General features: G+C 68.9%; 15 protein-coding genes. 2 read left to right on the top strand and 13 right to left on the bottom strand.

Going from position 1 to position 15,393, the window contains the following annotated elements:
- The first annotated feature begins 81 nt into the window (after positions 1–81).
- The gene (locus AC07PA_RS20225; RefSeq protein ID WP_494608671.1) at positions 82–765 is read left to right on the top strand and encodes a histidine phosphatase family protein; all 684 of its coding nucleotides are present in this window, start codon (positions 82–84) and stop codon (positions 763–765) included.
- A 6-nt stretch (positions 766–771) separates the two neighbouring features.
- Here AC07PA_RS20225 and AC07PA_RS20220 read toward each other — a convergent pair whose 3' ends face one another.
- The 12 genes from AC07PA_RS20220 to AC07PA_RS20165 form a co-directional block, all read right to left on the bottom strand.
- A complete protein-coding gene (locus AC07PA_RS20220; RefSeq protein WP_007855865.1) occupies positions 772–1,467 on the bottom strand; it encodes a sensor histidine kinase in 696 nt (231 codons plus the stop codon).
- 25 nt (positions 1,468–1,492) lie between these two features.
- Positions 1,493–1,894: a response regulator gene (locus AC07PA_RS20215; RefSeq protein WP_007855867.1), complete on the bottom strand. Its 402-nt coding sequence runs from the start codon at positions 1,892–1,894 to the stop codon at positions 1,493–1,495.
- 5 nt (positions 1,895–1,899) lie between these two features.
- On the bottom strand, positions 1,900–4,128 hold the full coding sequence (locus AC07PA_RS20210; RefSeq protein WP_007855868.1) for an ATP-binding protein: 2,229 nt from the start codon (positions 4,126–4,128) through the stop codon (positions 1,900–1,902).
- Entirely contained in the window at positions 4,125–4,760 is a 636-nt protein-coding gene (locus AC07PA_RS20205; RefSeq protein ID WP_494608670.1) for a biliverdin-producing heme oxygenase, read from the bottom strand. The genes AC07PA_RS20210 and AC07PA_RS20205 overlap by 4 nt, the downstream gene beginning before the upstream one ends.
- A gap of 173 nt (positions 4,761–4,933) precedes the next feature.
- A complete protein-coding gene (locus AC07PA_RS20200) occupies positions 4,934–6,280 on the bottom strand; it encodes a tetratricopeptide repeat protein (RefSeq protein ID WP_494608669.1) in 1,347 nt (448 codons plus the stop codon).
- A 44-nt stretch (positions 6,281–6,324) separates the two neighbouring features.
- Positions 6,325–6,933, bottom strand: a complete 609-nt coding sequence (locus AC07PA_RS20195; protein WP_494608668.1) for a hypothetical protein — start codon at positions 6,931–6,933, stop codon at positions 6,325–6,327.
- A 5-nt stretch (positions 6,934–6,938) separates the two neighbouring features.
- On the bottom strand, positions 6,939–8,342 hold the full coding sequence (locus AC07PA_RS20190) for an amidase (RefSeq protein ID WP_494608667.1): 1,404 nt from the start codon (positions 8,340–8,342) through the stop codon (positions 6,939–6,941).
- Between the two features lie 108 nt (positions 8,343–8,450).
- Entirely contained in the window at positions 8,451–9,941 is a 1,491-nt protein-coding gene (locus tag AC07PA_RS20185; RefSeq protein WP_007855876.1) for an ABC transporter substrate-binding protein, read from the bottom strand.
- Positions 9,942–10,037: 96 nt separating this feature from the next.
- Entirely contained in the window at positions 10,038–10,910 is an 873-nt protein-coding gene (locus AC07PA_RS20180) for an ATP-binding cassette domain-containing protein (RefSeq protein WP_007855877.1), read from the bottom strand.
- Complete coding sequence (locus AC07PA_RS20175) at positions 10,907–11,947, bottom strand: ABC transporter ATP-binding protein (RefSeq protein ID WP_494608666.1); 1,041 nt, start codon at positions 11,945–11,947, stop codon at positions 10,907–10,909. Before AC07PA_RS20175 ends, AC07PA_RS20180 begins: the two co-directional genes overlap by 4 nt.
- 57 nt (positions 11,948–12,004) lie before the next feature.
- Positions 12,005–12,889, bottom strand: coding sequence for an ABC transporter permease (locus AC07PA_RS20170; protein WP_007855879.1), 885 nt, complete (start codon positions 12,887–12,889; stop codon positions 12,005–12,007).
- A 30-nt stretch (positions 12,890–12,919) separates the two neighbouring features.
- Entirely contained in the window at positions 12,920–13,882 is a 963-nt protein-coding gene (locus AC07PA_RS20165; protein ID WP_494608665.1) for an ABC transporter permease, read from the bottom strand.
- 231 nt (positions 13,883–14,113) lie between these two features.
- Between AC07PA_RS20165 and AC07PA_RS20160 the strand changes: the two genes are divergently transcribed.
- Positions 14,114–14,374 (top strand): YfhL family 4Fe-4S dicluster ferredoxin, encoded by a 261-nt coding sequence (locus AC07PA_RS20160; RefSeq protein WP_007855881.1) that lies wholly within the window; start codon positions 14,114–14,116, stop codon positions 14,372–14,374.
- A gap of 66 nt (positions 14,375–14,440) precedes the next feature.
- On the opposite strand, the gene pth is transcribed toward AC07PA_RS20160, so the two are convergent.
- Complete coding sequence (pth, locus tag AC07PA_RS20155; RefSeq protein ID WP_007855882.1) at positions 14,441–15,100, bottom strand: aminoacyl-tRNA hydrolase; 660 nt, start codon at positions 15,098–15,100, stop codon at positions 14,441–14,443.
- Positions 15,101–15,393: the final 293 nt, after the last annotated feature.

Raw genomic sequence — 15,393 nt, 5'->3', positions numbered from 1 at the left:
GACCCGTTGCCAGCGTTTTCAGGGAAAGCACTGGCAGGTGACTTGCTTGCAATACTGTGCATGCATTCGATAATGGGTGGGATGACTGAACTGATCTTGATACGCCACGGCGAAACCGACTGGAACCGTGAACTGCGCTTCCAGGGCCAGGTGGACGTGCCCCTGAACGCCACCGGCCACGAGCAGGCACGCCGCCTGGCCGAGCGCCTGGGCGCAGAGCGGCTGGTGGTGGACCACCTGGTCTGCAGTGACCTCATTCGCACGCGCCAGACGGCGCAGCCCGTGCTGGGTACCCTCTTGCCGCAGCTGCACATCGACAATGTGGTGGACGCCAGCCTGCGCGAGCAGAGCTTCGGTCTGGTCGATGGCATGCGCGTGGACGACATCAAGCTGCAGCACGCCGGGGCCTGGGAGAACTGGCTGCGCTTCGACGCCGACGGCGGCATGCCCGGTGGCGAGACCACGCGCCAGTTCCATACCCGCGTGATGGATGCCGTGCGCCGCCTGGCGCAGGAGCATGCGGGCAAGACGCTGATGGTGGTGACGCACGGCGGCGTTCTCGACATGGTCTGGCGCACGGCCCGCGGCGTGGGCCTGCACGGCCCGCGCCAGAGCGACATCCCGAATGCCGGCTTCAACCGCGTGCGCCTGACCGGCGACGCCATCGAGCTCTTGCACTGGGCCGATGTGCGCCACCTGGCGGACCTGCCGCCACAGCCGGTCTACGACCAGAAGAAACTGCTCGTGGAGAGCGCGGCCGAGTAAGAGGCTTCAGGGCAGGGTGATGTCGACCTGGTGCTGCTGCGCCTGAACCTCTACCTTGAGCGGCTCGGCCAGCCGCAGCAGGGCCGCCAGGTCCAGTGCCGGTGGCCGTGCAGGGCCGCCGGCCTCGGGCGGCGGCAGGAAGTCCGGCGACGCGGTCGACGTGCCATGGGCGCGCACCCGCACGCCGAGCGCGCCCACCGGCTCCACCGTGACCTGGGCAGGCGCCGGGCCGGGTTGTTCGGCCAGGTGGTAGATGGCGGCCAGCACCAGGTACAGCAGCGTGTGCGGCACCTTGGCGTCGCCCTCCCAGCCGGGGGCATCCTCGGCCAGAGGCTCCATCTCGGTGCCGCGCACCATCAGCATCGGGCGCGCCAGTTCCACCGCTTCGCGCGCCAGTTCCAGCACGGTGTGGCGGTCGTTGATCTGCAGGTCCCACAGCCGCAGCCGGCGGATGTGGCGCGAGATCTCGGAGAGCTGCTCCTCGATCTGCTCCACGCGTTCCACGGCCTGCTCGGGTGCCATGTCGCCCTGGCCCAGGCGGCGCTTGAGCAGCATGGTGCCCATGCGCATCACCGACAGGGGGCTGGCCACGTCGTGCCGCAGCACGGGCATGGCACGCATCAGCACGGCATGCTGCAGCCCGGCATCCGTCAGCTCCCGGGCAGTGTCGGGCACAGGGGGGGCGGGCTTCTTGGCAGGCATGGGCGGGGTGGTCCTTGGAGGAATCTCAGGGGGTGGGGGGCGACTGCAGCGCGGCGGTGCAGCGCGCCAGCAGGGCGTCGAAGGCGTCGAAGTCGAGCGGCTTGCCCAGGATGTAGTCAAAAACGCCCATCTGCCCGGCGGCCGTGCGGGCGTTGCCCGAGGCCATGCCGGTGATGGCAATCGCAAAGCAGGGACCTGCGCCGTGCGCGGCCACGCTCGCGCGCAGCAGGGGCACCAGGTCCGAGCCGCTCATGTCCGGCAGGTTCTGGTCCACCAGGAAGATCTGCACGGGCTTCTCGCGGGCCAGCTCCAGCGCGCGCGCCGCGGTGGCGGCCGTGCGCACGGCATGGCCTTCCATGGACAGCAGTTCTTCCAGGAGTTCGGTGGCGTCCTGGTTGTCGTCGATGACAAGGATCTCTAGCGGCATGGTGGTCAGGAAGAGGGGTGGTCGGCGGCGCCCGGCGGGCGCAGCGGCAGGTGCACGGTGAACACCACATGCGGTGCTGCGTGAGCGTAGCCGATGCGGCCGCCGTGGCCCTGCACGATCTGGTGCGCGATGTACAGGCCCAGGCCCAGGCCGGAGCGGTTGCGTGCCTTGCCCACGGAGGAGGACTTGAACGGGGTGAAGAGATCGGCCGCCACCTCGGGCGCGATGGGCGGTGCCACGTTGCGCACCTGGACCACCGGGCCAGCCGGCGAGCCATGCGCATGCACTTCGACCGGGTGGCCGGCATCGCCATGGTGGCGCGCGTTGCTGATGAGGTTGGCAAACACCTGGGCGATGCGGTCGGGATCGGCCTCGGCGCGCAGGCTGTCCGGCAGGTGCCCCACCAGCTGCATGCCCGGGTGGGCCATGCGCGCCTCGTCCATCAAGTCGGCCAACAGCTGCACCAGGTCGATGGTGGCGGGCTGCAGGTCCAGGCCCAGTCGGCTTTGCAGGCGCGACATGTCCATCACCTGGCTCACCAGGCGCTGCATGCGGCTGCTGCTGGACTGGATGCGCCGGCCCAGCTTGCCGGTGCTGCCGTCGGTGCCGTTGTTCTTCTCGAGCACCCGGGCCGCCATGCTGATGGAGTGCAATGGGTCGCGCAGGTCGTGGCCGAGCACGGCCATCAGGTGGGCGCGGGCGTTGTTCAGTTCGGCATGGCGCGCGCTCTGGGCGCGCACCAGTTCGGCGAGCAACTGGCGGGCGATGTCCAGGTCGTCACCGGCCCATTGTTCGGCGGTGGAACGCACGATCTCCTTCCACAGGTCGAACGAACCGCGCGGCGTGAGGCGCGGCCCCAGCGGGCCAGGGCGCACTTCCTTCTCGGGCTTGCCGCCCCAGTGGATGGTCTCGATCTGCTCCTTGCGCAGGAACACCAGCCAGCTGCCGCGGTGCATGTCCAGCGGCAGGGCCAGCACGCCACACCAGGGCGCCAGCTGCACGCCGACCTCGGGCGCCTCCAGCGGCAGGGCATGGGTAGCGTAGAGAGTGCCACCGGCGTGCGTGGCATCGAGCCAATGCAGCAGGGCCCGGGCGGCCGTATCGCTGATCTCTCCTTCGATGCACAGCTTGCTGTGTTCGGAGACGATGATGGCCCCTGCGTGCATCGAGGTGGCTAAGGCTGCCGCGTGGGTACACAGCGCGGCGAACTCGTCGTCGGAGTGCAGCACGCTCTCCATCACGCGCGTGCGCAGCTCGGCCACCTGCTGCTGGCGTTCGGCCTGCTTGCGCGCGAGGACCGCCTGGATGGTGGCGCCCAGCATCTGCGCCATCACGTCGCAGGCCATGCGCACGCTGTAGGGCACCTGCCGCGGCCCCATGTGGTGGCAGGCCAGCAGGCCCCAGAGCCGGTTGTTGATGACGATGGAGATGCTCATGGACGCGCCCACGCCCATGTTGCTGAGGTATTCGATGTGGATCGGCGAGACGCTGCGCAGGATGGCGGCGCTCAGGTCCAGCGGCTTTTCGTCGGTCTGCTGCAGGGGCACCGGCGCGGCGCGCACGTCGGCGATCAGGCGCAGCGTGTTGGCCACATACAGGGCCCGTGCCTGCGCGGGGATGTCGCTGGCCGGGTAGCGCCGGCCGAGGTAGGGATCGAGGAAGTCCGCGCGCGATTCGGCCACCACGTCGCCGCTGCTGTCCGGCCGAAACCGGTAGGCCATCACCCGGTCAAAGCCGGTGAGTGCGCGCACTTCCTGCGTGGCCAGTTGCAACAGGTCGTCGATGGAAGCGCGCGGGCGGCGCAGCTTTTCCATCGCGCGGTGCGCCTGCACGGCAAAGCCCGCGAGCTCATCGCTCGATGCCTGGCGCGCCTCGAACTCGATCACCAGCAGGTCGTGCGACTGGTGCAGCACCACATCGAAGCTGCGGCCTGCCGTCTCCAGTTCGGTGGGCATGGGCAGATCGGTGGAGGCGCTCAGGGCCGCCAGGCCCTCGGCGAACAAGTCCTGCAGCAGGGGATGGTTGGCCACCAGGGGGCTGTCGCGCAGCAGCTCGCCGGGCTGTGCCGCATGGCCGAGCAGCGGCTGGGCATTGCTGCTCGCATGGCGCACCTGACCGGTCGCATCCACGGCCACGAGCACGCCGTGGGACTGGATGGAGCCCGGGATGTGGATGGGCTCGCGGTCGCAGTTGTCCAGCGTGGTGGGCTGCACGGGGGCCGTGCCGGAGGTCATGCGGGTGTTCCTTGCGTGGCGTCGAAATGCGCCTGCAGGCCCTGGAAGGCGGCCAGCGCGCCATCGCATGCGGCCGCAATGGCCTCGGGCGATGCCACGTGGGTGCGCAACAGCGCCATGAATGCCTTCCAGCGCGCACCCGTGCCCGCCCCATCGCCCTGCAGATAGCGCAGCGGGTGCGGTGCCAGCCGGGGCGCGAGGCTGCGGTAGAGCACCTGCCCGCCGAGCTGCGAACCTTCGACCACATAGGCCAGGCCCCAGCGCAGGGCATCGGCCTGGCCGGGGTGGCGCGCCAGGGCCTGCTCCAGGCACTGTGCGGTGGTTTTACTGGGCTTTGGCCAGGGCCGGCTGGCCAGGTCCTCGCGCAGCGCAGACAGCCGCCCTGCAGGCGCGAAGCCAAAGCCGGGTGTGTGCGCCTGCAGGTCCTGCAGCGCAGGCCAGAGCGCCTGCAGCCAGGCAGACAGTGCCTGGACATGCTCCTGGTAGTCGGCCAGGCCGGCGTCGGCGCGGGCGATGGGCAGGCCGGAGTCGAGCTGCGCATGCCGCGCAGCCGTGGCAAGCCGCAGCGCTTGCAGGACATCGACCGCTGCGGCGGGTTGGGGTGGCGTGGGGGCGAGGGCGGTGTGCGGCAAGGTACGGGCGACCTGTGGAGGGGGGAGGGGGCACCGCACTCCAGGGTACTGTGCGCTCCCATTCTAGAACCGGATTGCCCTTTGCAGGCCCCGTGGCGACAGGGGTTTGCACCGGTCCGCGGCCTGCCGCCGTGGTGGCGGGCTGCGCGGCTACGGCACCATGCGGCGTTGTCCTACGTGCGGCGCAGGGCGCCGTCGAGGGCCAGGGCGGCGTACACCGCCTGGAGCTGGCGTGCCAGGCGCAGGGACTCGGGCTGGGCGTTGGCCTGGGGCTGCAGCAGGTTCTGCAGCGTGGCCCACTGGCCGCTTCGGGCCAGGGCGTCGAGATAGACCTGGTGGAACAGGTCGCGCTGGGCATGGCTGCCGCCCACGGCCACCAGCTGCGGCAGGGCCAGGCCCAGCTGCGATGCCGCCATGGCCCAGTCCCCGGTCGCATGCGCGAGCAGGCCATGCGCCGCGGGCACGCAGACCTGCTGCCACACCCGGCGCTCGTGCGCCTCGGTGCGGCTGGCGGCGTGGGCCTCGATGTGGTGCAGCAATGTGCGCGCTGCATCCACGCGGCCGGCGCGCGCCAGGCCGTAGAGGTACTGCAGGTCCAGGAAGGGCAGCACCTGGTCGGACAGGCGCAACGCCAGGTGGCCGGCCAGGTCGTCCCAGCGCGCGCGTCCCACGTCCACGCCGGCCAGCTCCAGCCGCGCCAGCAGCGAGACGGCGTTGATCTGGTCCTGCGTGTATTCCTTGACCACGCCCCAGACCTGCTGGTCGTACAGCGCGAGCACTTCGGCATGCCGCTCCTGCTCCAGCAGGAACAGGGCCTGGTGCCACCAGTTGTGCGTGACCATGAAGGAGTTCAAACCTGTCCAGGTGTCGCTCACGCCGGCCATGAACTCCGTGCCCTCGGCAATGCGGCCCTGGGTCAGCATCACGTGCGCCAGGGCATGGTGGGCCCAGGGCTCCTTGCGGCACAAGGCCACCGCATGGCGGGCCGAGGCTTCGGCCCGGTCGAGCAGATGGCACTGCTCCCAGCCGAAGGCCAGCATGCCGTGCAGGTAGGGCACTTCGGCTGCCGCAGGCAGCGCGGCCAGCGCGATGCGCAGCATGCCCGGCGAGTCGCCGCGGTTGAACAGGTGGTACTGGCCGAGCTTGAGCGAGGCCAGGTCGCGCGGGTGCAGGCGGGCCTGCTCTTCATGCAGCGCAATGGCGCGTGGCAGGTCGCCCGCGACCCAGGCGGCCACGGCGGCGACGAAGCGCTGCTCGCGCTGCGTGGCCTGGCCAGCGGCTGCCTGTGCGCGCGCGAGGTAGGGAAGCGCATTGCGCGGTGCATCGGCGGATTCGGCGAACATGTGCAGCGCCGCGCAGCAGGCCTGCACGATGGCGCTGTGGTCCTGCTCGGCTGCGAGCACATTCACTGCGCGTGCCTCGCAGGCGATGAAGCCTTCGACGAAGTCGTTCAGCGCCGCCAGGCTGCCCTGGTCGTGCAGGGTGACGGGGTTGCCCAGGCTGTCGGTGGCGGTGTGCATCGGTGCATTGTGCGGGGCAGGCAGTCCCCCCGTCCTGAGGCAACTCATTTGCCCTCGATGAGGGCGAGGTATGCGGTGCGGGTGGCGGGCGACGCCGAGGCCACGAGCTGCTCGTGCGGCGTCTTGTGGCGCGCCAGCATGCGCGCCGTGGCGATGGTCTTGGACTTGCAGAACCAGTGGCAGCTGTGCTGCATGAGCAAGAGCTCGGCCGTCATCACGAAGGCCTTGTCCTTGGGCGCGCGGTGCTCGCCGTTCTCGGCCACGCTGGCGATGCCGCGTGCGTGGACGGCCAGGGCGCGGCGCATGTCGAAGGTGGCCGAGGGCAGGATGGCCTGCGCGAAGGGGATGGCCAGGGCCAGGCGGCTCACGCGGGACTGGGCCTCGTCCACCTTGGAAAAGTCGGCGGCAAAGCGCGTGAACTGCTCGGCCAGCTGCGATTCGGTGGTCTCCAGCAGGGACCAGATCTGGCTGCGCCGCTCGTCGGTGCCTTCGCCCAGGGCACGCAGGTAGCCCTCGGTCAGCGCCTCCATGAGCTTTTCGATCTGGTAGTTGGCCAGGTGGGCGCCGAGCAGCGCAATGCGCTTGCGCTGCTCCTTGGCATTGAGCATGTAGATGCCGCTGGCGATCAGGATCGACAGGATCAGGACGTCCATGGCGATCAGCCCTTGGGCGGCTGCGGCCAGGGGCGCTGCGGGCCCCGGACCAGCTCGAAGGCGCGCGAGACCTGCAGCACGCCGAGGTCGTCGAAGCGCACGCCCGCGATCTGCAGGCCGATGGGCAGACCGGCCTTGGTATAGCCGCAGTTGACCGAGGCGGCCGGCTGCTCGGACATGTTGAACGGCACCGTGAAGCCGATGTGCTCCAGCGGGCGCAGCGGGTCGTTGGTGGGCGATGGCAGCTCGGCCTGGAAGGCGACGTTGGGCGCCACGGGCGAGATCACGTAATCGAAGGCGCTGCAGGCCTTGACCGCGGCCACGCGCGTCAGGTGGAACTGCTGGCTGGCGTTGAACACCGCGGTGCCCGACATGCCTTCGGCACTGTCGGCCCAGGCGCGGATGTAGGGCAGCACCTTCTCGCGCTTGGCCGCAGGCAGGGCCTGCATGTCGGTGAAGGAGCGCATGCGCCAGAAGTGGTCCATGCCATCGAGCAGGGCCTGCGTCATGAAGGGGCGCATGGGCACGATGGTGGCGCCGGCCGCCTCCATGAGGCGTGCGGCGTTCTCCACCGCGGCGCGCACCTCGGGGTCCACGGGCAGGCCGCAGCCGGCGTCCAGCAGCAGGCCGATGCGCAGGCCACGCAGGCGCTCGGTGCCCTGGTCGAAGCGGTCCCACGCGATGTCCTGCGCGGGCAGGCTCATGCTGTCGCGTGCATCGGGGCGGCTGAGCACCTGCATCATGAGCGCGGCATCGGCCACGGTGCGCGTCATGGGGCCGGCGGCGCGGCCGGTGTAGGGCGGATCGATCGGGATGCGGCCCAGGCTGGGCTTCAGGCTGAAGATGCCGCACCAGCTGGCTGGCAGGCGCAGCGAGCCACCGATGTCGGTGCCGATGTGCAGCGGGCCGTAGCCGGCCGCCGCGGCTGCGCCGCCACCGGCGCTGGAGCCGCCGGGGCCCTTGCTGGTGTCCCAGGGGTTGCGCGACAGCGGGTGGAAGCTCGACAGCCCCGACGACAGCATGCCGTAGTCGGGCATGGTGGTCTTGGCCACGATCACCGCGCCGGCCTCGCGCATGCGCGCAGCGGGCGGCGCATCGGCCGGGGCCGGTACCAGGTCCACGGCGGCGGTCCCCAGGGGCAGCGGATCGCCTTCGGTGGCGATGTTTTCCTTGATGGTGGCGGGCACGCCGTCCAGCAAGCCCAGGGGTTCGCCGCGGGCCCAGCGGGCCTCGGAGGCGCGCGCCTGCGCAAGCGCCGCTTCGGGGCGCAGCAGGTAGGTGGCCTGGATATGGGGCTCCCAGGCCTGGATGTGCTGGAGGACGGCCTGGGTGACCTCGACGGGGGACAGCGTGCGCTGGCGGTAGGCAGCGGTCAGTGCGTGGGCGGGCAGGTCGTGGAGATCACTCATGGCAGGGGCTGGGGAGGGAAGGCGGGGCGGCTGCCGGCAGGGGCCGGCAGCGCACGGGGGCAAGGCGTCACATTGGCAGGGGCCTTGTGCAGCCCCTGCCAGTTGGCATCAGGACCAGGACAGGGCCGAGATGTCGTTCACGAACACGGGCATGTCTTTCCACAGGCCCTTGAGGTTCTTGTTGGCCACTGTGATCCACTGGTTCTGGTAGAGGAAGGCGTGCACCGCGTCCTCGGCCAGCAGGCGCTGGGCATCGCCGAGCAGGCGCGAGCGATCGGCCGGGCGGGCGGCGTTCTTGATCTGGTTGAAGATCTCGTTGAACTTGGGCGAGTTGTAGCCCCAGTAGTAGTCGGGCTTGGCGAAGTTGCCCAGGTCGAACGGCTCCACGTGCGAGATGATGGTCAGGTCGTAGTTCTTGTTGCCGTAGGTGCCGCTGAGCCACTGCGCCCATTCGACGTTCTGCAGCTTGGCGGTGATGCCGATCTTGGCCAGCTGGGCCGCAATCACCTCGCCACCCTGGCGCGCATAGGGCGTTGGCGGCAGGGTCACGGTCAGCTCCAGCGGCGTCTTCACGCCGGCCTCGGCCAAGAGCTTCTTGGCCTTTTCCACGTCGTAGGGGTTCACGCCGGTGGTGTCCACATAGCCGAAGGCGCCAGGCACGTAGTGGCTGCCGATGGGTGCGCCGTAGCCGTCGGCCGCACCTTCGATCACGGCCTTGCGGTCCACCGCGGCGGCGATGGCGCGGCGCACGCGCACGTCGTCGAGCGGCTTCTTGGCGTTGTTGATGGCCAGGATGGTCTTGGCGCGCGAGCCGCTCACCACCACCTGGAAGCGCGGGTTGGCCTTGAACTGCGCGACGCTGCGCGGCGTGACGCGTGGGAAGGCGTCCACGTCGCCGGCCAGCAGCGCGGCGACCTGGGCCGCCGGGTCGGAGATGAAGCGGAAGGTGGCGCGCTTGATCTTGATGCTGGCCGGGGCGCGGAAGCCGCTCCAGGCCGCCAGCACCACGGACGAGCCCTTGTTCCACGCATTGAGCTGGTAGGGGCCGGTGCCCACGGGCTTGGTGGCGTTGCCCTCGGCACTCTTGGGCTCGACGATGATGGACGTGGCCTGGCCCAGGATGAACAGCAGGTCGGGGTCGATGTCCTTGTTGAGCACCACCACGGTGTAGTCGTCCACTACCTGCGTGGTGAGGTTGGCGAAGGTGCGCTTGTCCTTGTTGGTGCTCTTTTCGCCGCCGGCGCGGTCGTAGGAGAACTTCACGGCGGCGGCGTTGAAGGGTTCGCCGTTCTGGAAGGTCACGCCGCGGCGCAGCTTGAAGGTGTAGGTCTTGAGGTCGGGCGAGACTTCCCAGCTCTCGGCCAGCAGCGGCGAGACGCTGCCGTCGGCATTGATCTTGGTGAGCGTCTCGAAGATGTTGTACTGCACGATCTCGGCGATGGCCGAGGCGGCGCCGGCCGTCGGGTCCAGGCCTGGTGGCTCCAGCGTCATAGCCAGCACCACGGCATCCTTGCGTCCCTGGGCGAGGGCGCCGAAGGGGGTGGCCAGGGGGACGGTGGCAATGGCGCCAGTGGCAAGAACGGTACGGCGGTTCAGCATGTTCGGACTCTCCAGACAAAAAACCAGACGAAAGCCCCGGTGCAAATTGTTACCGGGGAGCACGGAAGCTTTTTACACCATCGGCAACACTTGTGGTTATGCGTTTTTGGCTGCCGCCGCTGCGCGGCGTGCCCGTGCCCGGCCAGGTTGCACCTGGGGCACGGCGCCCACCAGCGAGCGGGTGTAGGGATGCTGCGCGTTGCGGAACAGCTCGGCCGGCGAGCCGCGCTCCACGATGCGTCCCTGGTAGAGCACCACCACTTCATCGCACAGGTGGTTGACCACGGCCAGGTCGTGGCTGATGAGCATGTAGGTGATGCCGAACTGCTGCTGCAGGTCCTGCATCAGATTGAGCACCTGCGCCTGCACCGAGACGTCGAGCGCACTCACGGGCTCGTCGGCCACGATCAGGCGCGGGCGCGTGATGAGGGCACGCGCGATGGCGATGCGCTGGCGTTGCCCGCCCGAGAACTCGTGCGGGTATTTGTCCAGGTCGTTGGTGCGCAGGCCCACCTGCGCAAGCACCTGGCCGGCCTGCTCGCGCTGGGCTGCGCGGCTGGTCTCGCCCTGGGCCTGCAGCGGCTCGGTGACGATGCGCTCCACGGTCTGGCGCGGGTCGAGCGAGCCATAGGGGTCCTGGAACACCATCTGGAAATCGCGCCGCGCTTGGCGCAGCTCGGCCGGGGGCAGCGCATGCAGGTTGCGCCCGAGCAGGTGCACCGTGCCGGCGGTGGGTGCATCGAGCGCCATCACCGTGCGCGCCAGGGTGGACTTGCCCGAACCCGATTCGCCGACGATGCCCAGGCTGCGGCCCGAGGCGATGGAGAAGCTCACGCCGTTGACCGCATGCACCTTGCCTGGGGGGCGGAACAGGTGCTCGCGCGGCAGCGTGTACTCGCGCACCAGGTCGGTGACCTGGAGCAGGGCGGTGCCGGCGCTGGCCGGAGTTGGGGGCTGGGTGCTGCTCATGCGGACACCTCGACGACTTCAACCGCCTGCTGCGCGCTCAGGGCCTGGTCGATGGCATCGCGGCGCAGGCAGCGTACCTCGTGGTCACCGTCTTCATCGCGTGCCACCAGTGTGGCGGCGGGGAGTTCGTGGTGGCAGGCGTCCACCGTGTAGCTGCAGCGGCCGGCGAAGGGGCAGCCGGCGGGCAGGTCCACCAGTTCGGGCACGGTGCCGGCGATGGTGGACAGGCGGGGGCGCTGGCCCGGTGCATGCACCGCGCCCAGGTGCGGGCGGGCGGCGAACAGCCCGCGTGTGTAGGGGTGCGCCATGGCCGAGAAGACCGAGGCGGTGGAGCCGCTCTCGACCACACTGCCGCCGTACATGACCATCATGCGGTCCACGTTCTGCGAGATCACGCCGAGGTCGTGCGAGATCAGGATCAGGGCCATGTTGCGCTCGGCCACCAGGTCGCTGATGAGGTCCAGGATCTGCTGCTGGATGGTCACATCGAGCGCGGTGGTGGGCTCATCGGCGATCAGCAGGTCGGGCCCGCAGGCCAGGGCCATGGCGATGGTGATGCGCTGGCGCTGCCCGCCCGAGAACTGGTGCGGATAGGCGTCGAAACGCTGCGCGGCGTTGGGGATGCCCACGCGGTCGAGCAGGGAGATGGCTTCCTTGCGTGCCTGCGCCGCACCCATGCCGCGGTGCAGGCGCAGCGGCTCGGCCACCTGGCGGCCGATGCTGTGCACCGGGTTCAACGCGGTCATGGGCTCCTGGAACACCATGCCGATGCGGTTGCCGCGCATGCGGCACATCTGCGCGTCGGTGCGGCCCACGAGTTCCTCGCCGTCGAAGCGGATGCTGCCGCTGACCTGGGCGCTGTCGGGCAAGAGGCCCATGAGCGACATGGCGGTGATGGACTTGCCGCAGCCCGATTCACCGATCAGGCCCAGGGTTTCGCCGCGCTCCAGGGCAAAGCTCACGCCGCGCACGGCGTCCGCTGGGCCCCGGTGGGTTTGCAGGCGGATCTGCAGGTTGGAGACTTCAAGCAAAGGCATGGCAGCGGGTCTTTGTCTTCATCATCGTCGTCTTGTCGTTCTTGCTTGCAGTGCCACTCAGCGCTTGCGCGACAGGCGGGGGTCCAGCAGGTCGCGCAGGCCGTCGCCCAGCAGGTTCAGTCCCAGCACGGCGAAGGCGATCGCCACGCCGGGCCACACGGCCAGCAGCGGTGCCTGGAACATCAGTGTCTGTGCCTCGCTGAGCATGCGGCCCCACGAGGGCTGGGGCGGCTGCGTGCCCAGGCCCAGGTAGGACAGCGCGGCCTCGGCCAGGATGGCGATGGCGAATTGGATGGTGGCCTGCACGATCAGCACCGAGAGGATGTTGGGCAGCACATGCTCGATGGTGATGCGCCAGCTGCCCTTGCCGCAGGCGCGTGCGGCCAGGATGTATTCGCGTGACCACACGGCGTTGGCCGAGGCGCGCGTGACGCGTGCGAAGGTCGGTATGTTGAAGATGCCGATGGCGATGATGGAGTTGACGATGCCCGCGCCGAACACCGCCGTCATCATGATCGCCGAGAGGATGGCCGGGAAGGCGAAGGTGAAGTCCGCCAGCCGCATGATGAGCTCTTCAACCCAGCCGCGCCTGGCGGCCGCCAGCAGGCCCAGCGCCGTGCCGATGGACAGGCCGATGCCGACAGCGATCACGCCCACCAGAATGGAGTTGCGCGCGCCCACCAGCAGCAGCGAGGACACGTCGCGCCCGAAGGCATCGGTGCCCAGCCAGTGGGACAGCGACGGCGGCTGCAGCTTCACGGCCAGGTCCATCTCGTAGGGCGACCAGGGCGTCCAGACCAGGGACAGGCTGGCCGCGACGAGCAGCAGCAGCGACAGCACGGCACCGATGACGAAGCTGCGGTGGCGCAGTGCGCGGTGCCACCAGCCGGGCGGCGGCGTGCCCGCGGGGCGGATGGAAGGGGTGGAGGGAACGGCGCTCATGGGATCGGGCTGTCTGGTAAAGGACTCGGCTTAGATATCGCTGGCTTTGACGCGGGGATCGATCACCGCGTAGAGGATGTCCACCACGAAGTTCACGGTGACCACCATGGCCGCGAGCAGCATCACGCAGTTGCGCACCACGATCAGGTCGCGGTTGGAGATGGACTGGAAGATCAGCCGCCCCAGGCCCGGCAGGTAGAACACGTTCTCGACCACGATGGTGCCCGCCAGCAGGTTGGCGAACTGCAGCCCCATCACCGTGATCACCGGGATCATGGCGTTGCGCAGCACATGGCCCCAGAGCGCCGCGCGCTGCGACAGGCCCTTGGCGCGTGCCGTGCGCACGAAGTCCTCGCGCAGCACCTCGAGCACGGCCGAGCGCGTGATGCGCGCCAGGATGGCGGCCTGCACCACGGCCAGTGCGATGGCGGGCAGCAGCAGCGCCTTGAGCGCTTCGAGCGGGCTGCCGCCGGCGTCCTCGGTCCAGCCCGGGAAACCGCCCGCCGAGAACCATTGCAGCTTGACCGAGAACAGCAGTATCAACAGGATGGCGAACCAGAAATTGGGGATGGCGATGCCGATCTGCGCCAGGCCCATCACGCCCACGTCGCCCAGCCTGTTGTGGCGCGAGGCGGCGTACACGCCTGCGATCAGCGCCAGCACCGTGGTGATCACCATGGCCATCAGGGCCAGGGGCACCGTGAGCGCCAGGCGTTCGAGCACCAGTTCCAGCACGGGGGTGCTGTAGGCATAGCTGTTGCCCATGTCGCCCACGACCAGGCCGCTGATCCACTCCCAGTAGCGCTGCATGGCCGGCTGGTCCAGGCCCAGCTTGGTGGCCAGGGCGGCCACGGCATCGGGCGAGGCGTCGGGGCCCATGAGCATCTGCGCCGCATTGCCCGGCAGGATCTCCAGCACCAGGAAGACGACGATGGAGGCGCCGATCAGCGTTGCCAGGAGGGTGATGAACCGCTTGAGGAAGAACAGTCCCATGGTGGGGTGTCGTGTGGGTGGTGTGGGTTGTACGTGGCGCCAGAAGCGTGGAAATTCCCGGCGTCACAATTAATGTGTATACACAGCATAACGGTAAAAACACCCCATCGGCGGTGTTGTGTTCCGGTGTGGTTCACAAGGTACATCCGGTTACCACGCGATAATGTGCACCATGAAGTGTGCACTGTCTCCCCCGTTGTCCATCGCGCCCCGTGTGCAGGGGGGTACGCCATGGCGTTGATGATCACCGACGAGTGCATCAATTGCGATGTCTGCGAGCCGGAGTGCCCGAACGACGCGATCTTCCTGGGCGAAGAAATCTACGAGATCGACCCGCACAAATGCACCGAGTGCGTGGGCCATTTCGACGAGCCCCAGTGCGTGCAGCTCTGCCCGGTGGCCTGCATTCCCGTGAATCCCCAGCACGTGGAAAGCCGCGAGACGCTGTGGCAGAAGTTCCAGCGCTTGCAGGCGCCCTCGGCACCAGCCTGACAGGTAGGGTTCCAGGAACAGAACAGCCCGCCAATTGGCGGGCTGTTCTGTTGTGGGCCGGCGCATTCACTCCGGGATCGGCGGCTGGGAGGGCCCTGGCGGTTGTGCCTTGGCGCCTGCCAGCTCGGGCGGCCGCGGTGGCTTGGGGCGGGGCGGCTTGACGGTATGGATCAACAGCGTGGCCTTGTCCATCTCGCCGGCCAGCATCGCCGGGTAGGCCTTGACCGAGTGGATGATGCTGTCCTCGATCAGCGTGCGCTGGTCGGGGGCGGGCTTCTTGAGCACCCAGTTGGCGACTTCCGACTTCACGCCCGGGTGGCCGATGCCGATGCGCAGGCGCCAGTAGTCGGGCGAACCCAGTTGCGCATGGATGTCGCGCAGTCCGTTGTGCCCCGCATGGCTGCCGCCGCGCTTGAGCTTGACCTGGCCCGGGGGAATGTCGAGTTCGTCGTGCACCACGAGGACTTCCTCGGGCGTGATCTTGAAGAAACGCGCGAGCGACGCCACGGACTTGCCCGAGAGGTTCATGAAGGTCTGCGGCTGCAGCAGCCACACGCTCTGGCCATGCACGGTGGCGCGGGCTGCCAGGCCGTGGTAGCTGCGTTCGGGGACGAGGTGCACCTTCAGTTCGCGCGCGAGGGCGTCGATCCACCAGAAGCCGGCGTTGTGGCGGGTGGCTTCGTAATCGGGGCCTGGGTTGCCCAGGCCGACAAACAGCTTGATCATGGGTGGGGATTATCGGTGGGGTTGCTGGTGGAATGGGTTTGCAGGCGTTGTAGGCGGTAGCCGTCGTCGTGCGGTTGGTTGTGGTTGTCGCATGCCTGTGTTGAGGGCGGAGGCCGGGATGTGCGCCCGGCGGCGCACCTACCTTCTTTTGCGTCGCCAAAAGAAGGTAGGCCAAGAAAAGGCGACCCCGCTGCCCGTGTCCCTTCGCTTTGCTACGGGCAGCCTGCGATGCTTGTATGGTTGAGGCGTCGGGGTGGAGGGACTCTGCGATGCATCGGCAACGACCATTGACC

The sequence above is a fragment of the Acidovorax sp. GW821-FHT09B03 genome, from assembly GCF_059418305.1.
The sequence above is the reverse complement of the archived record's forward strand: the minus strand, read 5'-3'. Positions and strand labels throughout refer to the sequence as shown.

Excerpts from the sequence above, each read along its gene's own strand:
- AC07PA_RS20225 (WP_494608671.1), top strand. The coding sequence starts at position 82 with ATGACTGAACTGATCTTGATACGCCACGGCGAAACCGACTGGAACCGT.
- AC07PA_RS20220 (WP_007855865.1), bottom strand. The coding sequence starts at position 1,467 with ATGCCTGCCAAGAAGCCCGCCCCCCCTGTGCCCGACACTGCCCGGGAG.
- AC07PA_RS20215 (WP_007855867.1), bottom strand. The coding sequence starts at position 1,894 with ATGCCGCTAGAGATCCTTGTCATCGACGACAACCAGGACGCCACCGAA.
- AC07PA_RS20210 (WP_007855868.1), bottom strand. The coding sequence starts at position 4,128 with ATGACCTCCGGCACGGCCCCCGTGCAGCCCACCACGCTGGACAACTGC.
- AC07PA_RS20200 (WP_494608669.1), bottom strand. The coding sequence starts at position 6,280 with ATGCACACCGCCACCGACAGCCTGGGCAACCCCGTCACCCTGCACGAC.
- AC07PA_RS20195 (WP_494608668.1), bottom strand. The coding sequence starts at position 6,933 with ATGGACGTCCTGATCCTGTCGATCCTGATCGCCAGCGGCATCTACATG.
- AC07PA_RS20190 (WP_494608667.1), bottom strand. The coding sequence starts at position 8,342 with ATGAGTGATCTCCACGACCTGCCCGCCCACGCACTGACCGCTGCCTAC.
- AC07PA_RS20185 (WP_007855876.1), bottom strand. The coding sequence starts at position 9,941 with ATGCTGAACCGCCGTACCGTTCTTGCCACTGGCGCCATTGCCACCGTC.
- AC07PA_RS20180 (WP_007855877.1), bottom strand. The coding sequence starts at position 10,910 with ATGAGCAGCACCCAGCCCCCAACTCCGGCCAGCGCCGGCACCGCCCTG.
- AC07PA_RS20175 (WP_494608666.1), bottom strand. The coding sequence starts at position 11,947 with ATGCCTTTGCTTGAAGTCTCCAACCTGCAGATCCGCCTGCAAACCCAC.
- AC07PA_RS20170 (WP_007855879.1), bottom strand. The coding sequence starts at position 12,889 with ATGAGCGCCGTTCCCTCCACCCCTTCCATCCGCCCCGCGGGCACGCCG.
- AC07PA_RS20165 (WP_494608665.1), bottom strand. The coding sequence starts at position 13,882 with ATGGGACTGTTCTTCCTCAAGCGGTTCATCACCCTCCTGGCAACGCTG.
- AC07PA_RS20160 (WP_007855881.1), top strand. The coding sequence starts at position 14,114 with ATGGCGTTGATGATCACCGACGAGTGCATCAATTGCGATGTCTGCGAG.
- pth (WP_007855882.1), bottom strand. The coding sequence starts at position 15,100 with ATGATCAAGCTGTTTGTCGGCCTGGGCAACCCAGGCCCCGATTACGAA.